This window comes from Amazonocrinis nigriterrae CENA67 (assembly GCF_016056305.1).
Classification (GTDB): domain Bacteria; phylum Cyanobacteriota; class Cyanobacteriia; order Cyanobacteriales; family Nostocaceae; genus Amazonocrinis; species Amazonocrinis nigriterrae.
Map to the genome: position 1 here is coordinate 269,215 of NZ_JAECZC010000001.1, position 19,781 is coordinate 288,995.

17 protein-coding genes are annotated in these 19,781 nt (G+C 41.4%); 9 read left to right on the top strand and 8 right to left on the bottom strand.

What is annotated here, in order from left to right:
* Positions 1-80: 80 nt before the first annotated feature.
* Positions 81-578, bottom strand: a complete 498-nt coding sequence (locus tag I8748_RS01125; protein WP_198122931.1) for a zinc ribbon domain-containing protein — start codon at positions 576-578, stop codon at positions 81-83.
* A gap of 33 nt (positions 579-611) precedes the next feature.
* The gene (locus I8748_RS01130) at positions 612-1,226 is read right to left on the bottom strand and encodes a hypothetical protein (protein ID WP_198122850.1); all 615 of its coding nucleotides are present in this window, start codon (positions 1,224-1,226) and stop codon (positions 612-614) included.
* 249 nt (positions 1,227-1,475) lie between these two features.
* Here I8748_RS01130 and I8748_RS01135 point away from each other — a divergent pair, with 249 nt between their 5' ends.
* Positions 1,476-1,616, top strand: a complete 141-nt coding sequence (locus tag I8748_RS01135; RefSeq protein ID WP_198122851.1) for a hypothetical protein — start codon at positions 1,476-1,478, stop codon at positions 1,614-1,616.
* A 295-nt stretch (positions 1,617-1,911) separates the two neighbouring features.
* Here I8748_RS01135 and I8748_RS01140 read toward each other — a convergent pair whose 3' ends face one another.
* The gene (locus I8748_RS01140; RefSeq protein WP_096558289.1) at positions 1,912-2,229 is read right to left on the bottom strand and encodes a hypothetical protein; all 318 of its coding nucleotides are present in this window, start codon (positions 2,227-2,229) and stop codon (positions 1,912-1,914) included.
* A gap of 705 nt (positions 2,230-2,934) precedes the next feature.
* Here I8748_RS01140 and gap point away from each other — a divergent pair.
* From gap to I8748_RS01155, 3 genes are all read left to right on the top strand, one after another.
* Positions 2,935-3,978, top strand: a complete 1,044-nt coding sequence (gap, locus tag I8748_RS01145) for a type I glyceraldehyde-3-phosphate dehydrogenase (RefSeq protein ID WP_198122852.1) — start codon at positions 2,935-2,937, stop codon at positions 3,976-3,978.
* A gap of 261 nt (positions 3,979-4,239) precedes the next feature.
* Positions 4,240-5,670 carry a pyruvate kinase gene (gene pyk, locus I8748_RS01150; protein WP_198122853.1) on the top strand — a complete coding sequence of 477 codons (1,431 nt, stop codon included), beginning with the start codon at positions 4,240-4,242 and terminating at the stop codon, positions 5,668-5,670.
* 289 nt (positions 5,671-5,959) lie between these two features.
* Positions 5,960-6,964 (top strand): transaldolase, encoded by a 1,005-nt coding sequence (locus I8748_RS01155; RefSeq protein ID WP_198122854.1) that lies wholly within the window; start codon positions 5,960-5,962, stop codon positions 6,962-6,964.
* A gap of 241 nt (positions 6,965-7,205) precedes the next feature.
* Here I8748_RS01155 and I8748_RS01160 read toward each other — a convergent pair whose 3' ends face one another.
* Positions 7,206-7,658 (bottom strand): globin domain-containing protein, encoded by a 453-nt coding sequence (locus I8748_RS01160; protein ID WP_198122855.1) that lies wholly within the window; start codon positions 7,656-7,658, stop codon positions 7,206-7,208.
* 286 nt (positions 7,659-7,944) lie between these two features.
* On the bottom strand, positions 7,945-8,643 hold the full coding sequence (locus tag I8748_RS01165) for a Crp/Fnr family transcriptional regulator (protein WP_198122856.1): 699 nt from the start codon (positions 8,641-8,643) through the stop codon (positions 7,945-7,947).
* A gap of 314 nt (positions 8,644-8,957) precedes the next feature.
* Here I8748_RS01165 and I8748_RS01170 point away from each other — a divergent pair, with 314 nt between their 5' ends.
* Complete coding sequence (locus I8748_RS01170) at positions 8,958-10,175, top strand: acetate kinase (protein ID WP_198122857.1); 1,218 nt, start codon at positions 8,958-8,960, stop codon at positions 10,173-10,175.
* Positions 10,176-10,233: 58 nt separating this feature from the next.
* Here I8748_RS01170 and I8748_RS01175 read toward each other — a convergent pair whose 3' ends face one another.
* The 3 genes from I8748_RS01175 to I8748_RS01185 all read right to left on the bottom strand — a co-directional run bounded on the left by I8748_RS01175 (position 10,234) and on the right by I8748_RS01185 (position 12,671).
* Positions 10,234-11,115 (bottom strand): hypothetical protein, encoded by an 882-nt coding sequence (locus tag I8748_RS01175; RefSeq protein ID WP_198122858.1) that lies wholly within the window; start codon positions 11,113-11,115, stop codon positions 10,234-10,236.
* 76 nt (positions 11,116-11,191) lie between these two features.
* A complete protein-coding gene (locus I8748_RS01180) occupies positions 11,192-12,052 on the bottom strand; it encodes a hypothetical protein (RefSeq protein ID WP_198122859.1) in 861 nt (286 codons plus the stop codon).
* 136 nt (positions 12,053-12,188) lie between these two features.
* Positions 12,189-12,671 carry a hypothetical protein gene (locus I8748_RS01185; protein WP_198122860.1) on the bottom strand — a complete coding sequence of 161 codons (483 nt, stop codon included), beginning with the start codon at positions 12,669-12,671 and terminating at the stop codon, positions 12,189-12,191.
* Between the two features lie 437 nt (positions 12,672-13,108).
* Here I8748_RS01185 and I8748_RS01190 point away from each other — a divergent pair, with 437 nt between their 5' ends.
* The 4 genes from I8748_RS01190 to I8748_RS01205 all read left to right on the top strand — a co-directional run bounded on the left by I8748_RS01190 (position 13,109) and on the right by I8748_RS01205 (position 19,326).
* A complete protein-coding gene (locus tag I8748_RS01190; RefSeq protein WP_198122861.1) occupies positions 13,109-13,897 on the top strand; it encodes a hypothetical protein in 789 nt (262 codons plus the stop codon).
* Positions 13,898-14,048: 151 nt separating this feature from the next.
* Positions 14,049-14,852 carry an aminotransferase class IV gene (locus I8748_RS01195; RefSeq protein WP_198122862.1) on the top strand — a complete coding sequence of 268 codons (804 nt, stop codon included), beginning with the start codon at positions 14,049-14,051 and terminating at the stop codon, positions 14,850-14,852.
* Positions 14,853-14,959: 107 nt separating this feature from the next.
* A complete protein-coding gene (gene ftsH3 / locus I8748_RS01200) occupies positions 14,960-16,801 on the top strand; it encodes an ATP-dependent zinc metalloprotease FtsH3 (protein ID WP_198122863.1) in 1,842 nt (613 codons plus the stop codon).
* Positions 16,802-17,775: 974 nt separating this feature from the next.
* Positions 17,776-19,326 carry a polysaccharide biosynthesis/export family protein gene (locus I8748_RS01205; protein ID WP_198122864.1) on the top strand — a complete coding sequence of 517 codons (1,551 nt, stop codon included), beginning with the start codon at positions 17,776-17,778 and terminating at the stop codon, positions 19,324-19,326.
* The last annotated feature ends 455 nt before the right edge of the window (positions 19,327-19,781 follow it).

Sequence of the window (19,781 nt, forward strand, 5' to 3'; positions counted from 1 at the left end):
ATTTTGACACTCACCACGATAAATCGACGGTGATTCTAGCAGTTGTCTAATCGGGGGATAAATCCACCCGATTAGACAGTTCACACTAATTGGGGACTGTCATTGACCCCACCCTCTACATCAACTATAGCCATTACAGCTACAGCTTTCTGAAAATCCAAAGGGCATGAAAAACCTACCCATTGACCTATATTCTGTGAAGCATTCCAATCAGCGTTACAACGATACCCGTCTAATCCTCTGAACCAATCACCATTTCTGACACCCAGAACACCATTACGGTGATCAGATTTACTTGTATATGGTGCTGGTACAGATTCAATCGGTACACCTGCACGAATTGCTTTATATCTAATAAACAATTCAAGCTGATAAAATGCCCATGTATCTCGGTTTTTAGCAGCATCAGATTTAGTTTTCTTCTTCTGTTTCATTGTCTGACGACAACCAGACAAATTCTCAAACCTTAATCCCATTCCAAAGTCTTTGGCCAACTGTACCAATTGCTTTGAAATGACATGGTTAATATGGGTGATGATACGTCTTTCACGTTGCTCTAGTCGCTTTACTTCTTTGATTTGATTAGCTTGCTGGAGTCGGCAGCGAGTGCGTTAAAATTGTCTTCTCAACTGCTTGACCCGTCCACCTTTCCAGAATTTACCAAACCCCTTTGGCAGTGCAGCAACAGCAATATTATTTTGTCCTCTATCCACTCCCATCCAGCCTTTAACTTCACTTGCGTCGGGAACATCCATCGACACAGAAATGAGTGCATACCAAATACCTTTTTTGGACTTACAGAGTTTTAGAGAACCTAATTTGGCTTCAAGAGAAATTAGTTTGTCCAAAATATCAGTATGGGAAGCTTGATGAATAGAAATAGGGATGCGGCCTTTTATGCCTCGATAAAGGCTGAAAGAAACCGTGTATAAATCTCCCGCTCTGAAAATCTCAAAACCTTGGTTATTCACCTCAAGCCACATCTGCTTGAACTTCTTAACTTTAGTTTTTGCATTGGCATTCCTGATTGTTTGATTGATCCACATTGAACCAATCTCAACATGATGAAATGCCGCACTAGTTAGCTTTTTTCGCTCCTTAATATCAATCTGCAACAGTTCATTTGCAACTTGAGTATTGATAGCAGTTAGCCGATCAAACTCAACCGCTTTGGCCTGATTGAGTCGATAAAATGGAAGTTTTAGCGTCAGTGTTAGATTTACCATACCTAGATTTTATTATATCCTACAGAGTTTGTAGGATACGAGAGGAGCAATCGTCTCTCCTCATTTTCATTCTCTGGCTAAAAGCATGGAGGCTGCATTATGGACGGAACGTCCTAACGCACGGTAAATTAGTGTTGGTGCGTTGCGCTACACGACAAAACAACGCCAGTTGCACTCAACGGAGGAAACCTCCCTACCCTTCTCCTTCAAAGACGAAGGCCGCGAACGGAAACGCAGGAGAGCGAACGGGTGACGCTCGCAAGCTCGCTACTGCTGCGAAGATCGGGGGTGACGCTCCTGCGTCGAAAATCGCGCTCTCAAGAGCGATCGCCGGAAACCCTTACGGGTGACGCTCGTACCGACGCTCGTTCCTCGCTACCGCTTCGCTAACGCTACCGCTCTTGCTAACGGCAGTTCCTCCACTTGGGGAGCCACCCCCGTGGGCGGGTCTCCCGACAGCCAAAGGGAGTGGCGTGAGACCCCAAGACCGGACTGCCTCACCGCGCCTGTCTGCGACCCCTGACGCTCCTACGTCGAAGATCGCTACGCTAACACCGCAACGCACTGGCTACCCTACCAACTGCGATCGCGTCTCTACAAAAAAATTCCCTGCCTAGAGACAGGGACATAATTTCAGCTTCCAAACTCCTGTAGGGGCGCAAGGTATGGCGTCCCTACTAACTCTTCAGCTAGTTGCTTGTATAGGTTTTTGCTGGGAAACATTCCCAGGTATAGGTTCAGTTTTTGTATTTGCGTCTACAGAAACTAATTCAATATGATTTAATAATGTAGTCACAAAAGCAAATAGCAAGAAAGGCAACGATAGCAGCACTACAAGTCCCACCGTTGCTAAGGCATAAACTGGTCGTCTGGCACCCATCAACGCCAAAGCCGATGCCAAACTTATAGTAATTGTGATTAACCAAACAATTATTTGACCGTATATATCACCAAATGTCAGGGTACAGACAAACCGATAGTTTTGAATATTATTCTTGTTCATCATATTTGCCTCAAGTCTCTCCTATAGGTTCTACGTTAGAACCATGTTTGGCTTGCTGACAATTTCTAAATATTTTTGCAAGGTTTGTAATATCACTTCACAATAAATCTTTTTGAGTCAGAGAGGGATGTAAGTGAAGGTTGTGCAAACCTTAAAATATGCCAAGCAAATATGCTTTAACCGACTGATACTGTCAGGATCGTTATAAGTAAAGAGTAAAAAGCAATTTCTTGTAAAGGGGACTGGGGACTGGTGAGCCAGCGCGGTGAGGCAGTACGGTCTTGGGGTTTCTCCCTTCGGGTTCGGGAGTTTGCCATCGACGCAAAGCGCCAAGACGGCAACTCCCTCACCAAGTGGAGTAACTGCCGAACCCGTAAGGGGATTGGGGGTTCTCCCCCAATCCCCACTCCCTTCGGTCGTGGGGGCCCCGAGTCCCCCATGAGCGACTGGCGAACCCGAAGGGTGATTAGGGATTGGGTATTGGGTTTAAAACAGAAAAATGATGGAAGGCGGTTCAAACCCCTCCCGAATTTTGTCACAATTTCCCAGTACCTAGTACCCAGTACCCAGTCACGGAGCGGCGTTCATCTCCAACCAATTCAAAATCTGGTTAGGGACTCTGATGTTTGTACTTGGCTAACGCCGCGACCCGTTGACTTTTAACCTTGTTTTTTTCTTCAGCTTTCCACGACAGGAGGTTTAATTTTGACGAAGTTGAAAGTTGCCATCAATGGATTTGGCCGCATCGGACGGCTTGTGCTTCGCGCTGGACTCAACAACCCCAATATCGAGTTTGTAGGCATTAACGACCTAGTACCACCAGATAACCTTGCTTACCTTTTGAAGTATGATTCAACGCATGGTAAGTTGAACAACAAAATTGAAGCCAAAGATGACGGTATTGTTATTGATGGGCATTTTATCCCTTGCGTGTCGGTAAGAAATCCGGCAGAATTACCTTGGGGACAATTAGGTGTAGATTATGTTGTAGAATCTACAGGATTGTTCACCGACCATGCAGGAGCAACAAACCACCTGAAAGCTGGTGCAAAGCGAGTGGTAATTTCCGCTCCTACTAAAGATCCAGAAAAGGTTCCTACTTTGCTAGTTGGTGTCAATCATCACCTATTTGACCCTAGCAAAGATACAATTGTCTCCAATGCTAGCTGTACCACCAACTGTCTGGCTCCTATCGCTAAAGTCATCAATGATAACTTTGGTTTGACCGAAGGGTTGATGACCACAGTCCACGCCATGACTGCCACCCAGCCAACCGTAGACGGCCCCAGTAAAAAAGACTGGCGCGGTGGTCGAGGCGCAGCCCAAAATATCATTCCTTCTTCCACTGGTGCAGCTAAAGCTGTGGCACTAGTTTTACCAGAATTGAAGGGCAAGTTAACAGGTATGGCATTCCGAGTACCCACTCCCGATGTTTCTGTGGTTGATTTAACCTTCAAAACTGCCAAAGCTACCAGTTACAAAGAAATCTGTGCGGCGATGAAGCAAGCTGTAGAAGGGCCGTTAGCAGGTATTTTAGGTTACACCGATGAAGAAGTGGTTTCTACCGATTTTCAAGGTGATAGTCACTCTAGTATCTTCGATGCTGGTGCTGGAATCGAACTAAATTCCAACTTCTTTAAGGTAGTTGCTTGGTATGACAACGAGTGGGGCTACTCGAATCGTGTAGTTGACCTAATTTTGGCGATGGCACAGAAAGAACAACTCGCTCCCGTGGGCGCCGCAGTTTAATTAATTAAAAGTTAGGAGTTAGGAGTTAGGAGTTAGGAGTTAGGAGTTAACAATTACATAAACAACTGACAACTAACAACTAACAACTAACTACCAACTTTCGGGATTTGGGACAAATGATATATGACTGCAAGAACTGAATAAAAAGTATTTTTACATAGAACAGCAGTAATATGAAACACCTGTAATATGGATGAGCTAGGCGATCGCACAAGCACAAAGCGTCCATGTTGCAGGTTATTCCTCAACCCCCTAATCCCTATGCGCCGAACCAAAATTATCTGTACTGTTGGCCCTGCTACATCTGCACCTGATCGGCTACAAGCTTTGGTAGAAGCTGGGATGAACATGGCACGGCTGAATTTCTCTCACGGTGCCTATGAATTTCATGCTCAAACTGCCAGGCATCTGCGGCAGATTAGTACTGAGAAGCAAAAGCCGATCGCCATCATGCAAGACTTGTGTGGCCCCAAGATTCGCTTGGGAACCCTACCACCAGAAGGGCTAAAAGTCGAAGCTGGCGATGAAGTTACTTTTGTCTTGCAAGAGAAAGGCGATAGTATTGACGAACTGCCGCTACCATTACCAACTTTGTTTGCAATGGTGCGTCCAGGCGAATCAATTTTGATTAATGATGGTCGCGTCAAATTGATAGTTAGCGATCGCGATGCTGATAAAATTCGAGCGCTGGTGAAGATTGGCGGCTTAATTTCCACTCATAAAGGCGTAAATTTACCAGAAACTCCCTTACCTGTAAGTTCCATTACAGAAAAAGACTTGATGGATTTGCGTTTTGGGATTCAGTTGGGTGTGGATTGGGTGGCAGTTTCCTTTGTGCGATCGCCACAAGACTTAGAACCTGCCCAGCGCATGATTGAAGCAGCTGGTGCTTCGATTCGCTTGATTGCCAAAATCGAACGACCAGAAGCAGTAGAGCAAATTGATTCTATCCTCAAAGTTGCCGACGGCATCATGATAGCCCGTGGTGATTTGGGGGTGGAAGTGCCCATTCATGAAGTACCGCTGATTCAAAAAGATATTATTCGCCGTTGTAATCAAGCTGGTAAGCCAGTGATTACAGCTACGCAAATGCTGGAGTCCATGATTAGCGCCCCCGATCCCACCCGTGCCGAAGCCACCGATGTTGCCAACTCCATCTTGGATGGTACGGATGCAGTCATGCTTTCTGGTGAAACTGCCGTGGGGCAATTCCCCACCGCCGCCGTAGAAGTAATGCACAATATCGCTGTACGGACAGAAAAGTCTTTGCAAGAAGGTAGCAGACATGCATGGTGTCATGAAGCAGGTAGTCTCAGCGTCACAGAATCTGTGGCAGAAGCAGTGTGTCGCATCGCCTATGAAACCGGCGCGAAGGCAATTCTTTGTAACACCTCTTCAGGGGGTACAGCGCAACTAGTGTCTAAATACCGACCAACCACGCCAATCATTGCCCTGACTCCTGATAAAACTGCTTACCATCAGCTAGCTCTTTCTTGGGGTGTGATACCCTTACTCATTCCGCCAGTCCATCATGCTGAAGAAATGTTTATGAATGTGGTGAACACAGTCCTAGACATGGGTTTGGTGAACGAAGGTGACAAAGTGGTAATTACCTCTGGCGTGCCAATTGGTAAATCAGGAACAACTAGTTTAATTAAAGTGCATTCTATTGGACAGCCAATTACTGCATAGGGCATCTAGAATAAGGCTGAGAGAGTGAGGGGAGGTGAGGGAGTGGAGGATATGAGGGAGTGGGAGGAGATGAGGGAGTGGGGGAAGAACTATTATTCTCTTACATCCCCCTCATCCCCCTCATCCTCCTCATCCTCCTCATCCCCCTCATCCCCTGACATGAGGCTGAAGCTAGTAAAAGACGGCAATAGTTAAGAAAAATTGCCAAAATCAGAATTGTAAGGAGCAGGAACGAATTTAAAAAAGAGGGAATAGGGTAAATCCTAAAAAAAACATCACGGAGGCTTTTATGTCTAAGACTTTACTAGAACAATTGCGCCAAATGACTGTTGTGGTTGCAGATACAGGGGATATTCAGGCTATCGAGAAGTTCAAACCCCAAGACGCTACCACCAATCCCTCACTGATTACTGCTGCGGCCCAGATGCCGGAGTATCAAGAAATTGTTGATCAAACTTTACTCCAGGCCAAGAAAGATGCAGGAGCAGGAGCCAGCCAAGCACAGGTGGTTTCTCTAGCTTTTGATCGTCTAGCAGTAGCCTTCGGATTGAAGATTTTACAAATTATCCCCGGAAGAGTCTCCACAGAAGTAGATGCTCGCTTGTCCTACGATACAGAAGCGACTGTCACTAAAGCTAGAGAATTGATTGCCCAATACAAAGCTGCGGGAATTGGCCCAGAGCGCGTGCTGATTAAAATTGCCTCTACGTGGGAAGGCATTCGCGCTGCGGAAATTCTGGAGAAAGAAGGTATTCATTGTAACTTAACATTGTTATTTGGTTTGCACCAAGCGATCGCCTGTGCAGAAGCCGGTATCACCTTGATTTCTCCGTTCGTCGGACGCATTCTCGACTGGTACAAGAAAGATACTGGACGGGATAGCTACCCTTCTGCTGAAGATCCAGGAGTTTTGTCAGTCACCAAAATCTACAACTACTACAAGAAATTTGGTTACAAAACCGAAGTTATGGGGGCCAGCTTCCGCAACGTCGGCGAAATTACCGAACTTGCCGGTTGTGACTTGCTAACAATTTCTCCGTCACTTTTAGCTGAATTACAAGCGACCATCGGCGAACTACCACGCAAACTTGACCCCGCCAAAGTAGCAGACCTGGAAGTTGAAAAGATATCCATCGACAAAGCTACCTTTGATCAATTGCACGCTGCTGACCGCATGGCAACTGACAAACTATCAGAAGGTATTCAAGGCTTTACTAAAGCGTTGGAAGAATTAGAAAAACTGTTGGCACAAAGACTAACTCGCCTTGAAGAAGAGGTAGTAGTCAGCCACTAGCAAGTGAATGATGATAGTCATCAAAACTTATTGCAAAAGTTAGAAAAAGTGCCAGGGTAAAGGAAAGAGAATTTTCTCCTTTCTTTTACCCTTTTTCAACAGAATTGCAAAAGGCTTTTCTATAAAACAAAATGCGATCAAGATGATCGCATTTATTAGTCAAATTATCAAAAACAACAGCCGCTTCCATTTAAATATGTAAAAAATATTAATTTGAGACAGAAGCCACTTCATATGTTAACTAGGGCGTTTGAGTTGCCAATTCATCCCTATAGATATTATCTTCTCTGTTAATGAAAACTTCAGACAAGGCTTGATAAGCTTCTGTCCAAGCTGCCATTACTTCTTCTGTGGCTGCTTCACCTAATACATCCTTGATTGCTTGCAGCAAACTCTCTCCGACAATCGGGTATTGTTCTGGTAAAACATGAGTATCTACATGACGATGGGCAATTTTTTCGACCATTGAAGTTAAAGCAGGTAGATTATCTATTTGAGTAGCATAACTATAAACTGCTGAAGCCAACTTTGCTGGTTGAGAACCATTTGCTTGAGCAGACATATCAAATTGTTCTTTAATCTCTGGATGGTTATGAAACATAATTTCATACATCCGAGTCGTAATTTGCTGACCGTTCTTTTTTAAGACAGGTGCTGTAGACTTCACGATATCTATTGTTTTTTGGCTAACCATTCTTTCTTTACTCAGTTGGAATCTTGATTAACTTCAATTTAAAGGATATTGATATTAATGACTATGAGCTAGCTCAGAGAAGGGGTTAAATTATGTGTAGGTAAAGACTTTTCATGAAGGGTGCAGGGGTGCTTTAGGTGCAGGGGTGCAGGGGAGAGAGTTTTAAGGTTTCTGCACATAGACTCTAAATAATGAGAAGCTGTACGCCCCTACTGTAGCAGGTATTTCATGAAATGGTATTACAGCAATTGCTTGTGTAGTTTTGGGGAAATTGTCCTATTAATTCTTAGTCTTCACCACTCGCGATCGCATTTAAAGCTTCTACATCCAAAATGGTGATTTTCCCACCTCGTCGATAATCCACCACAGATTCTAAACTTTTGATTAAACGGACGCATTCTTCATAAGTAATTCCCACTTTCCGGGACATTTCATAGTAAGGCAGTTTTACTTTTAAATATTGCCCTTCTTTAACTGGTTCAGTTCCATACTGTAAACTATTGTATAAAATCAACTTCGCCAAGCGGACAATTGCTCGTTCTGAAATTAACCCATGTACAGTATTCTGGAGTTCCTGAAGGCGTTGATTGAGGACATGCATAATCCGCAATGCTATTTCTGGAGTTTGCTGAATCACTGACAACAAAGCTGTTCGCTTCACAGTGAGAATCTGACAATTTTGTTCAGCAATTATAGTTGCAGGTGCAACGGGTGGATCATCAAACAAAGCTGGTGCGCCAAAAATTTCTCCTGCTGGTAAAACTCTTAAAATTGTTTCTTTTCCTGTTGCAGCAGTTTTCTTAACTTTAATTTTACCAGAAAGCACAGTATAAAGTTGTGCTGCTATGTGATCTCCTTCATGAAAAATAATTTCTTCATGCAAATATTTTCGTACTTCTGTATGGGGTTGTAGTTGCTCTAACTCTTCTAATTTCAAATTACTAAAGATAGGAATTTTCGCGATTTCTTCAACAGTCGCCAACATAGTGATAAATTATAAATGTGTTTTAATTACGACCAGGAATTAGTATAATAACTAATTTTTTACGAACCGCAGAGGACGCAGAGGACGCAGAGGAATAGAGATGAACTGCGACTTCTAGTCGTTCAGACCAATTTTCTAAAGATTGGGCAACACATCCAAACCCTAAAACCCAGACCATATGTGAGTACAGACGATTCGCCGAATCATCTCTACAATTACGAATTACGAATTACGAATTACGAATTAGTATCAGACTCCTGCCAGCAAACATAGCAATGTAACATGATGAGAGCAGCTTAGTTTCTCGTTGCCATATGAAGATACTAGTACTCAATGCTGGCTCAAGCAGCCAAAAAAGTTGTCTGTATGAGATTGCAGATGAGGGTCTTCCTCAGGAAGCACCCCAGCCTCTTTCGGAAGGGAAAGTTAACTGGACGCAAGACCACGGTGTAGCAGAAATTGAGGTTAAAACTGCTACGGGTGAAATGCTGCAAGAATCAATCTCTGGTGACTCCCGACGCACCCACCTTACTTATATACTAAATACTCTCAGTGATGGTGCCACTAAGGTAATTGATCAGTTATCAGAAATCGATGTGGTGGGACATCGTGTAGTGCATGGTGGGCAAAATTACCGACAGCCAGTGATAATTACTGAGGATGTCAAAAAGGCGATCGCTGATTGGTCTAAACTAGCCCCAGCACACAATCCAGCTGCTTTAGAAGGAATAGAGGCAATTGAGCAAAGCTTAGGAAAAGTCACTCAAATAGCAGTTTTTGATACTGGCTTTCATGCCACTCTACCCGATGCAGCAGCCATCTATCCCGGCCCCTATGAGTGGGTAGACCAAGGTATCCGCCGCTACGGATTTCATGGTATCAGTCATCAGTACTGCTCTGGACGTGCTGCTGATATGCTTGGTGAAGATTTAGCATCTTTGCGGATCATCACTTGCCATCTGGGTAATGGTTGTTCTTTAGCGGCGATTAAAAACGGTCAAAGCATTGATACAACTATGGGATTTACGCCCTTAGATGGATTGATGATGGGTAGTCGTTCTGGTTCGGTTGATCCAGGGATTCTGATTTATCTGATGCAGTATGCTAATTACTCTGGCGAAAGCTTGGATTATTTGCTGAATAAAGCTTCGGGATTACGAGGAATTTCGGGAGTATCCAGCGATATGCGTCAGGTGATGGAAGCGATCGCCCAAGGCAATGATCGCGCTAAACTTGCTTTGGATATCTACGTCCATCGCTTGCGGTCTGGTATTGGTACAATGCTTGCTAGTTTAGGGGGATTGGATGTTTTAGTGTTTACCGCAGGCGTAGGTGAACACTCTCCAGAAATCCGCCAAGCTGCTTGTGAAGGCTTTGAATTTTTGGGACTAAAAATTGACTCCCAGAAAAATCAGCAAAAGCCTGTTGATCAAGATATTGCTACCCCTGATTCGGCAGTGCGGATATTAGTAATTCATACTCAAGAAGATTGGGCGATCGCTCAACAATGCTATCAATTTTTAAAAATGTAAAAAAGAGACTACACTACAGTCAAATAGACACACAAAAGTCATCAGTCAACAACCACATTTAAGATAATAAACGGCGCAATAATACTTTACCTAATTGTGGCCAGATAAAAGCTAAAAGGCGTTTGGATACTAGCGGTAAAATCAAAGACAAAACCATGATGATTAATGCCTGCAAGCCATTAATCCTAACAATATTAATAACAGCAGGAATTAAAGAAAAAAGTCCCCACACCAAATAATCTAAATATTTAGAGTTAATACTAGTAAGTTTTTGCCGCTGACCTATTAGCCAAAAACGTGTAGTAACAAACCCTATAACTGCTGCTACCCAAGTAATAATTGATAATCCCCAATTTTTTGGATACAGATCATGCGCTAAAAAACCCGCAGGTACAAATGCAGCTACCTCCCAAACTAATAGATTCAAGTTAGTCTGAAAGTAGCTCAGCACTTGTTCACTCAGCCAATAATGAGCAGAAATAATATCTGAAATTTGTGAATTAGTTTCTAAAAAGTCTTTCTGAATTTTATGAAAAACATCACCATTGAAAAAAATAATACTTTGTAAAACAGGTTCTTCGTTTTTAACTGTAGCAGCAGATTCTTCTGGTATATAGTAAGAATTAAAAGTGAATTCTGTCTGTAGTATGATTTCTTTGCGAAAATTTTTATTGAAAATTAATTTGATGATTTTAAATATTAGATTCCTATAAAAAATAGGCAGGGGTTGTATTTTTTTAGGATAATTTGAATTTTTAATTTGTTTTCCTGGTTCTTCTGGCACAACATTATAACTCACACAAGTGTAGTACCAGAGGGGAATCAGCAGGCTGAGGGGTATATACAAAGTACTACCTGTTTTTTGTGCCTGCTGAATTTGCTCAATAATCGTCTCATTCAAACAAAAATTATACTGTGATTCTTTAATCCAAATTTCCAAGCGATCGCCTTGAGGAATTTGTAGAAAAAGAGAAATAGCAGTATCAGCTTGATTACGATTTAGATTATCTATTTTCCTAATAACTGCGCCCATTAGAAGTAAAAGTAGCAATATTTTGTACTAAATTAATCAAAAAACTAAATGTTCCACGCCACTGTTTTTCACCAGCAACAACTCCTTCGTTATGTGCTTTCAAAATTAAGTTTTTAGCATCTTCAGATAACGAAAACAGGTCTTTATGATATCTAGTAATAATATCTCCATCTAGCTGCATGACAGTTTGGGCGTAAATGATATCAATCTCAGTACTATGAACATCACCACTATTAAGTGCAGCTCTCAGTTCAGCCATTTTCCGAAGAGTACGCACAAATTTATCATTATTCAGAAGTTTTTGGATTTCTTGAAGATTTTTTTTCCACTCTTTTAGTTGCTTTTGATTATCTTCAGAAGAATTTTCATCTACAATAGGAGATGGAGCAGGTAATATTGGTCGAGCCAATGATATATAATTTGGGTCACTTTCAATTATGTCTTGATTCTTTTGTTTTTTCATTTCCAAACGTTTTTGATATCTTTGTATTTTTTCATTCTGCTCTGGAGTCAAATTATCATCGGAATCGATGAGAATATAAAAATATTCCCTTTCTAATTGTGCAAATAAATTTTGATAACGCTGATGCAGTTCCTCAGGAATACCTTTATTCTCAAAATAATCTTTATCATTGATAGAATAAATTTTTAAATATGCTTCCCAAGCGTTAAATTTTGAAGCATTAATTTTATCCACAACCATAGTATTCACTTCCAAAGCTGTGATATCATCAACTAATGACTGCACAGATGTTAATAATTTGTTTAATATTTTTGTTGCTCGGTTTTCTGGTTGAATATTATTTGTATTTTGCATGTAAACAATATCTTTACTATTAGACATAAGACAACCTCTGAAGTTGTAAAGTAATTTTAACTTTAGCTTTTTATTGACATATAAAATGACCAACAAATTAGCCTACAGTTTGGTCTAATTTACTGTAGGTATTTGAGTTAATATATAAGTGAATCAATAAAATCTAAATACGAGACCCTGATTCTTGTGAATTTTTGCGAGATTTTAGCATTTCCACCAAAATGTCATATATTTTATGCACTGTTTCGATATTCTTTTGAATAATCTCCTGACTTTCTTTAACTTGACTTAAATGAAATTCACGCAGTTCTGCATAGGGGCCACTACCAACAAATTGACTACCAACTTCATTTTTGATATCACCATTCACAAGATTGATGATCGTATGCATTCGATTGCCTGATTTAGGAAATTCTTGCCTATTTTGTAGTTCGTAATCTGATTCAGTAGATGGCTCTGAAACCCAAGTTGTAATCTCTAGCTGAACAACGTCAACTATTGCTTTCTTAATAGCATCAGTAATGTCATCAAAGTTAAATCCTTTTCTGTCAGCATTGAGATTAGTAATTATAGTTTCAAAATCATTTACTTTTGTGGTAATAGCTTGACCATTACTTTCTCTATTTTCTGTAGCTGTAGTTTCCATATGATTGCGGTACAGGCAGGTTTAATTACAAACAAAGTATAATTCTATATTACGTTTAAGTAAGTCAGTGAATTCACTTAAAAAAAGTAAGTTAACTCAAAACTACTTAATGATTGTAGAAAGTCTTTATAAAGAAAAGTAAAGTTAGCATTAGCAATAGTACTTGAAGTATATTTGTGAGATTCTTCAGTCAAATACTACACACAGATTTGATTTCTTCTATTTTTAAGTCATAGTTACTCTTCTCTTTTACTTACTTGACTGGGTGACAAAGAGTATAAAGCAGTTGAAATAGGCTAATTTAGCACTTTGATGGTAAAAAATATTGCTCAAGTATTCTCAATAAAACTTATCAAACGTTAATGCTACCTAAAATCTACTGATGTGAAACCTAGTGTATACAATGAGGTGTCTATACCATAAAAAACAAGAAAAATATGTGGTTGTTATCTCGCCAAGCTCTAATCGCACCTTTTGTTATCTTTGTATGTATTTTAGGCGTTGGACTAATTCAATTTCCTAAACTACAAAAATTGCTAGCTACCAACCATGCTACTTCCTTAGAAGTTCTAGAAAAAGACATAAAATTAGAAAATATCAGACTTAATCTGCTGAAGCAAATGCCTAGTTTTGGTTATGATAACTTGATTGCAGATTGGGTGTATCTCAACTTCTTACAATATTTTGGTGATGATGAAGCACGCGCCAAAACAGGTTACAGTCTAAGTCCAGAATATTTTGAAGTAATTCTAGAACGCGACCCTCGATTTTTAGCAGCTTATCAAAGTCTTTCTACTAGTACTTCACTATATGCTGCCATGCCAGAAAGAGCGATAAAATTGATGGAGAAAGGCTTAAAATCATTATCTCCAAAACTTCCAGAAAAATATTATTATATTTGGCGTTATAAAGGAATTGATGAATTACTGTTTCTAGGAAATTCTCAAGCTGCTAAAGAATCTTTTATTATGGCAGCAACCTGGGCTAGCAATTTTTCTGATGAAGAAAGCAAAACAGTAGCTAATTATTCTTTGAGGACTGCCGAATTTCTCAGTCATAATCCTAATAGTAAATATGCACAAATTGCTACTTGGGCAATGGTATTAAATAATCAAATAGATGATAGAACTCGTAAAATAGCAATTAACCAAATTGAGGCTTTAGGAGGCAAAGTAATTCCAACTCCAGAAGGCACTTACAAAATTACATTTCCGCCAAAAGATTGAAAAATTGTTGATAGTCAGTGGTCAGTGGTCAGTGGTCAGTGGTCAGTGGTCAGTGGTCAGTGGTCAGTGGTCAGTGGTCAGTGGTCAGGAGTAAAACAAGAACTAACAACTAACAAATGACAACTGACAACTAACAACTGACAACTAACAAATGACAAATAACATTTTTTGGTACAACGGTAAATTAATCCAATCCCAAACCATAGAATTAGACATTAACGATCCGGGATTACTATATGGTGCAACAGTTTTTACAACGCTACGAGTTTATGGAAACTCCCTCAATAGTAGTTTAACCAATTGGGACTTACATTGCGATCGCCTACGCTTCTCCCTACAAACTTTTGTTTGGCAACAACCAGACTGGGAGCGTGTACGTCAAGGTGCAGAAATGATTATGCAACACTTCCCTACCCTCAGAATCACTGTTTTTCCCGATGGGCGCGAGTGGATAACTGGTAGGTTCTTACCACAAGATTTAACAGAAAAACAAACACATGGCATTACCACAAGTTTGGCAATGTCGGAATATTATCGCTCTCTGGCTTCTCATAAAACTGGAAATTACCTCAGCCCTTGGTTAGCAAAAACTAGCGTTCCACAAGATGCCCAAGAAGCAATTTTAGTCGATACCGCAGGTAACTGGCTAGAAACTACCACAGGCAACCTTTGGGGCTGGCGCGATGGTAGTTGGTGGACACCGCCTCTCACAGCAGGGATTTTACCGGGAATAGTGCGATCGCAACTTGTGAACTGGCTGCGAAATCAAGGTTTGGTCGTACATGAGTCACCTTGGACGGCTGAGTTAGCTCAAGACTTAGAAGCGATCGCCTACACTAATAGTGTGGTAGAAATTATCCCCATCCATACCGTTTATCAACCTACAGGGTCGCTACAATATAATCCCCACCATCCTAAATTTCAGCAAATAAAGAGGTTTTTTAGCATGACATGAGCGCCAATCTGTTATACCTTAAGATAAGTTAACATAATTCTTAAAAATGCCCCTCTCTTTCAGAGACGCTACGCATACGCACGAAAAATACAGGAGGATAGACCTCGGTGAATAAACGATGGAGAAATGCGGGGCTGTACGCGCTGCTATTTATTGTTGTCATTGCATTGGGAACCGCATTCTTTGACAAGCAACCCCAAAGCAGAGAGACATGGCGATACAGTCAGTTTATTCAAGAAGTGGAGAAAGGCAGAGTAGAAAGAGTCAGCCTGAGTGCAGACCGTTCTACAGCCGTAGTCACACCCAAATACGACCCCAATAAAAAGCTAGTAACTCTGGTCAACGACCCAGACCTAATCAATAATCTCACAGCAAAAGGTGTTGATATTTCTGTTTTGCCCCAAACCGATGAAGGATTTTGGTTTAAGGCACTAAGCAGCTTATTTTTCCCTGTATTGCTTCTAGTTGGCTTATTTTTCTTGCTACGCCGCGCTCAAAATGGCCCAGGCAGCCAAGCTATGAACTTTGGTAAGTCTAAAGCCAGAGTCCAAATGGAGCCACAAACCCAAGTTACATTTGGTGATGTCGCTGGTATTGACCAAGCCAAGCTGGAATTAAACGAAGTTGTAGACTTTTTGAAAAACGCCGATCGCTTCACCGCAGTTGGTGCAAAAATTCCCAAAGGTGTATTGTTAGTCGGCCCTCCAGGTACAGGTAAAACCCTTTTAGCTCGTGCTGTAGCAGGTGAAGCTGGTGTACCTTTCTTCTCCATCTCCGGTTCGGAATTTGTAGAAATGTTCGTGGGTGTGGGTGCATCCCGCGTCCGCGATTTGTTTGAGCAAGCCAAATCCAACGCTCCTTGTATCGTCTTCATCGATGAAATCGACGCCGTAGGTCGTCAACGGGGTGCTGGTTTAGGTGGTGGAAACGACGAACGCGAACAAACCCTTAACCAGTTGCTCACAGAAATGGACGGCTTTGAAGGCAACACCGGTATCATTATTATTGCCGCTACCAACCGTCCCGATGTCCTAGATGCAGCGTTGTTGCGTCCTGGTCGCTTTGACCGTCAAGTCGTTGTAGACCGTCCCGACTATTCTGGACGTTCGGAAATCCTCAAAGTTCATGCTCGTGGCAAGACCTTGGCCAAAGATGTGGACTTGGATAAAATCGCCCGTCGTACCCCTGGATTTACCGGTGCAGATTTATCCAACCTGCTAAATGAAGCCGCAATCTTAGCAGCACGGCGTAACTTGACGGAAATCTCGATGGATGAAATCAACGACGCGATCGACCGCGTATTAGCTGGGCCAGAGAAGAAAGACCGGGTAATGAGCGAAAAACGCAAAACCTTGGTTGCATATCACGAAGCTGGTCACGCCTTAGTTGGTGCTTTGATGCCTGACTATGACCCAGTGCAAAAAATTAGTATTATTCCTCGTGGTCGTGCAGGTGGTTTAACTTGGTTTACCCCTAGTGAAGACCGCATGGACACTGGTTTATACAGCCGTGCTTATCTGGAAAATCAGATGGCAGTGGCTTTAGGTGGTCGTCTTGCCGAAGAATTAATCTTTGGTGAAGAAGAAGTTACCACCGGTGCTTCCAACGATCTGCAACAGGTAGCACGGGTAGCACGTCAGATGGTAACAAGATTTGGCATGAGCGACAAACTCGGCCCAGTCGCCCTTGGTCGTCAACAAGGCAACATGTTCCTCGGTCGCGATATCATGTCAGAGCGCGATTTCTCTGAAGAAACCGCCGCCGCCATCGATGAAGAAGTCCGCAAACTTGTGGATGTCGCCTACCAACGCGCTAAAGATGTGTTGGTCAGTAACCGCCACATTTTGGATCAACTAGCACAATTGCTTGTTGATAAAGAAACAGTAGACGCAGAAGAATTGCAAGAAATTCTGGCGAATAATGATGTGAAAACTGCTGCATTCGCCTAATACTATTTCACAAAATACCTAATTTTGTAGGGGGTGTACAGCTGTACGCCCCTACTGTCTATTCATGTGTTGCAGAGCTTGTTTTTGCATAAGACTTACGCAAGTGTCACAAAAAAATGTCAACTGGCACATATACTTAAATTAACGTGAGTTCGATGAACCTCTCCCCAACCCCTCTCCGCGTCGGAGAGGGGCTTTAGCATCTTCGGTAAAGAACGAAAAATCAAGCTTTTAAAGCCTCTCTCCTTTCAGGGGAGAGGTTTGGAGAGGGGTCTTTTAAATCTGTCGAACTCACGTTCAATTAAAGTCGAATGCTTGTAAGCTTTGATTTATGAGCATTAGAGCTAAATTAGTTCTATGTAACAGTTTTTAGATCAATGTGCCAGTTGCGTCAGTCCTGTTGCAGCACACTTTTAAAACATCCTCTTAAAACTCCATCTCATATTCACCACCAACTTCAATATTAATAGTTAGTGTTCAGCAGGATAGATTGTAAAATTACCAGCTATCTCATTCAATCTTGTCAAAATATAATTAATATATTAATTAGTAATAATCACAAATTAATTATTTATCATAATATGTAAGTGTACAATCAATGTACAAACTTCAAGTTGCGATCGCTACTAAAGTTTGAGCTACACAGTTCAAACATTCATCAAAAAATATCTTTGCCTAATCCCGATTTTATTAATTACTTAAAGACTAATTTATACTATTGTCTATATAATTTTTATTAAGTAGTATCAAAAGTAACTAATACAGCAATTCGATTTCAAGTTATTCTGAATTGACACTAGATAAACTTTAAGCTAACTTTACTAAAAATTCAAACTTAATAAACAATTAACCTCCGGAAAATCTGATTTTTCTACGAAAATAAGATTGTCGGTTAATTTAACTATTTAAGTACAGTCAAGATAAAATGTTTTGACAACACTTTACCGACGGTCGTCTAAGAGTATTAGGTAAATATGCTTAACACAGGTTTGCTAAAATTCCTTACCCAATCAGTTGCAGGTGTGGCTTTGTTCATAGCTTTCAATGCTGCCGTTTCGTCTGCCAGCCTAGCTCAAGGACAACCAGTATTACCTAATAGACAACCAGTAATACCTAATAGACAACCAGTAATACCTAATAGACAACCAGTAATACCTAACACGCAAACAATACCAGCTATTACACAACCAGCCTCACCAACCACACAATTAAATACAAATTATTTATTAGGAGGCGGGGATCTTATTCGTGTAAACGTATTTGAAGTACCTGAATATACAGGTGAATATCAAATTCCTCCCGGTGGAGCGATCAACCTACCTCTAATTGGCAGTGTACCAGTTCAAGGGCTAACAACAGAACAAGCTGCTGATAAAATTACCGAAAAATACTCTAAGTTTCTCAAACGTCCTTTAATCTCAGTTAACCTTATATCACCTCGTCCCATAAATGTTTTAGTGGCTGGTGAGGTGACACGTCCGGGGTCTTATACTCTGAGCTTGCAAGGAGGCGCAGGAAATAACCCAGGCGTACAATACCCAACTGTATTAGCAGCACTAACTTCAGCTCAAGGAGTTACCTTAGCAGCAGATGTCACTCAAGTTAAAGTCAGGCGTAAGATAGGGCCCGACGCTGAGCAAGTTGCGATTCTCAATTTGAAAGACATTATTCAGACAGGTAGTACAGCACAAGATATTACCTTAAGGGATGGAGACACAATTATTGTGCCAACTGCTACCGCCTTAAATGTAGCAGAAGCACGCAATTTATTTGCAGCTAACTTTGCCGCAGATCCAAATACACCCCGCACAGTAGCAATCGTTGGTGAAGTTAATCGTCCAGGCTCGTATCTTGTCACCACAGGCGCTACCACAGGTGGTGCAGCAGGACAAGCGGGTGGAGCCGCAGGTAGTGGTTTGCCAACTGTGACAAGGGCAATTCAATTAGCTGGGGGAATTACATCACAAGCCGATATTCGTAATCTGAAAATACGGCGAAATACAAGAATCGGCTCAGAGCAAACTGTGGATATCAATCTCTGGCAATTATTGCAGAGTGGTGATGTCAATCAAGACATAGTTTTACAAGACGGAGATACAATTGTTGTTCCTACCGCAACAGAAATTAACCCAGCAGAAGCAACCCAATTAGCTAGTACTACTTTGTCTCCTAACACCATTCAGGTTGGTGTAGTAGGTGAGGTCAAAAAACCAGGAGCCATAGACATTCGGCCCAATAGCTCTTTAAACCAAGCATTGCTCGCTGCTGGCGGCTTCAACGATGCCAGAGCTAGCAGAGCCACTGTAGATTTGATTCGCCTGAACCCCAATGGTTCTGTTACTAAACGTCAAGTCAAAGTTGACTTCTCTCAAGGAATTAACGAGCAAACTAATCCTATACTCCGCAATAATGATGTTATAGTAGTTAACCGCTCTGGCATAGCTCAGGCTGGTGATAGTATAGGCGTTATTTCAGGGCCTCTTGGCACGCTCTTGAATGTTGTCAGGTTGTTCGTAGGTTTTTAGATTCAGATGACAAACTGGGGGCTTTGGTTAATTCTCCCTACCCCCAGATTCTAAAAATCTCATAACTCTCACTTATGAGAAAATATTAAACCTTGCGATCGCGTTTTGGCTGTAGGATTTAGCAGCGCTAATCTAGGTCTTAAATAAAACTTTCCATCAAACCGCATCAGAGACAAAACAATGTTTTGTTTCAAACATTTACAATAAGATATTATTCAGTTAACTAAATACATAATCATTGCTGAGAGAGAAATCTGCGATCGCCGAAGGCGTTGGCGTAGCCATCGCTACTTGGGTCTTCTCACTCAAAAATTGCTGCATGTTCAGCATTCCACAAACACCATCAGTAGAGAGTCACAGGTGTTGCCAGTAAAGTTAATTACAAAAATAGCCCTTGCCAGTATGTGATCAAGGTGCTTTAATAACGATTGCGTTCTGCCAAATATTCTAGCCTG

Excerpts from the sequence above, each read along its gene's own strand:
- I8748_RS01195 (WP_198122862.1), top strand. The coding sequence starts at position 14,049 with ATGACAAATAACATTTTTTGGTACAACGGTAAATTAATCCAATCCCAA.
- I8748_RS01180 (WP_198122859.1), bottom strand. The coding sequence starts at position 12,052 with ATGTCTAATAGTAAAGATATTGTTTACATGCAAAATACAAATAATATT.
- I8748_RS01160 (WP_198122855.1), bottom strand. The coding sequence starts at position 7,658 with ATGGTTAGCCAAAAAACAATAGATATCGTGAAGTCTACAGCACCTGTC.
- pyk (WP_198122853.1), top strand. The coding sequence starts at position 4,240 with ATGCGCCGAACCAAAATTATCTGTACTGTTGGCCCTGCTACATCTGCA.
- I8748_RS01130 (WP_198122850.1), bottom strand. The coding sequence starts at position 1,226 with ATGGTAAATCTAACACTGACGCTAAAACTTCCATTTTATCGACTCAAT.
- I8748_RS01205 (WP_198122864.1), top strand. The coding sequence starts at position 17,776 with ATGCTTAACACAGGTTTGCTAAAATTCCTTACCCAATCAGTTGCAGGT.
- I8748_RS01185 (WP_198122860.1), bottom strand. The coding sequence starts at position 12,671 with ATGGAAACTACAGCTACAGAAAATAGAGAAAGTAATGGTCAAGCTATT.
- I8748_RS01155 (WP_198122854.1), top strand. The coding sequence starts at position 5,960 with ATGTCTAAGACTTTACTAGAACAATTGCGCCAAATGACTGTTGTGGTT.
- I8748_RS01170 (WP_198122857.1), top strand. The coding sequence starts at position 8,958 with ATGAAGATACTAGTACTCAATGCTGGCTCAAGCAGCCAAAAAAGTTGT.
- I8748_RS01190 (WP_198122861.1), top strand. The coding sequence starts at position 13,109 with ATGTGGTTGTTATCTCGCCAAGCTCTAATCGCACCTTTTGTTATCTTT.
- I8748_RS01140 (WP_096558289.1), bottom strand. The coding sequence starts at position 2,229 with ATGAACAAGAATAATATTCAAAACTATCGGTTTGTCTGTACCCTGACA.
- I8748_RS01165 (WP_198122856.1), bottom strand. The coding sequence starts at position 8,643 with ATGTTGGCGACTGTTGAAGAAATCGCGAAAATTCCTATCTTTAGTAAT.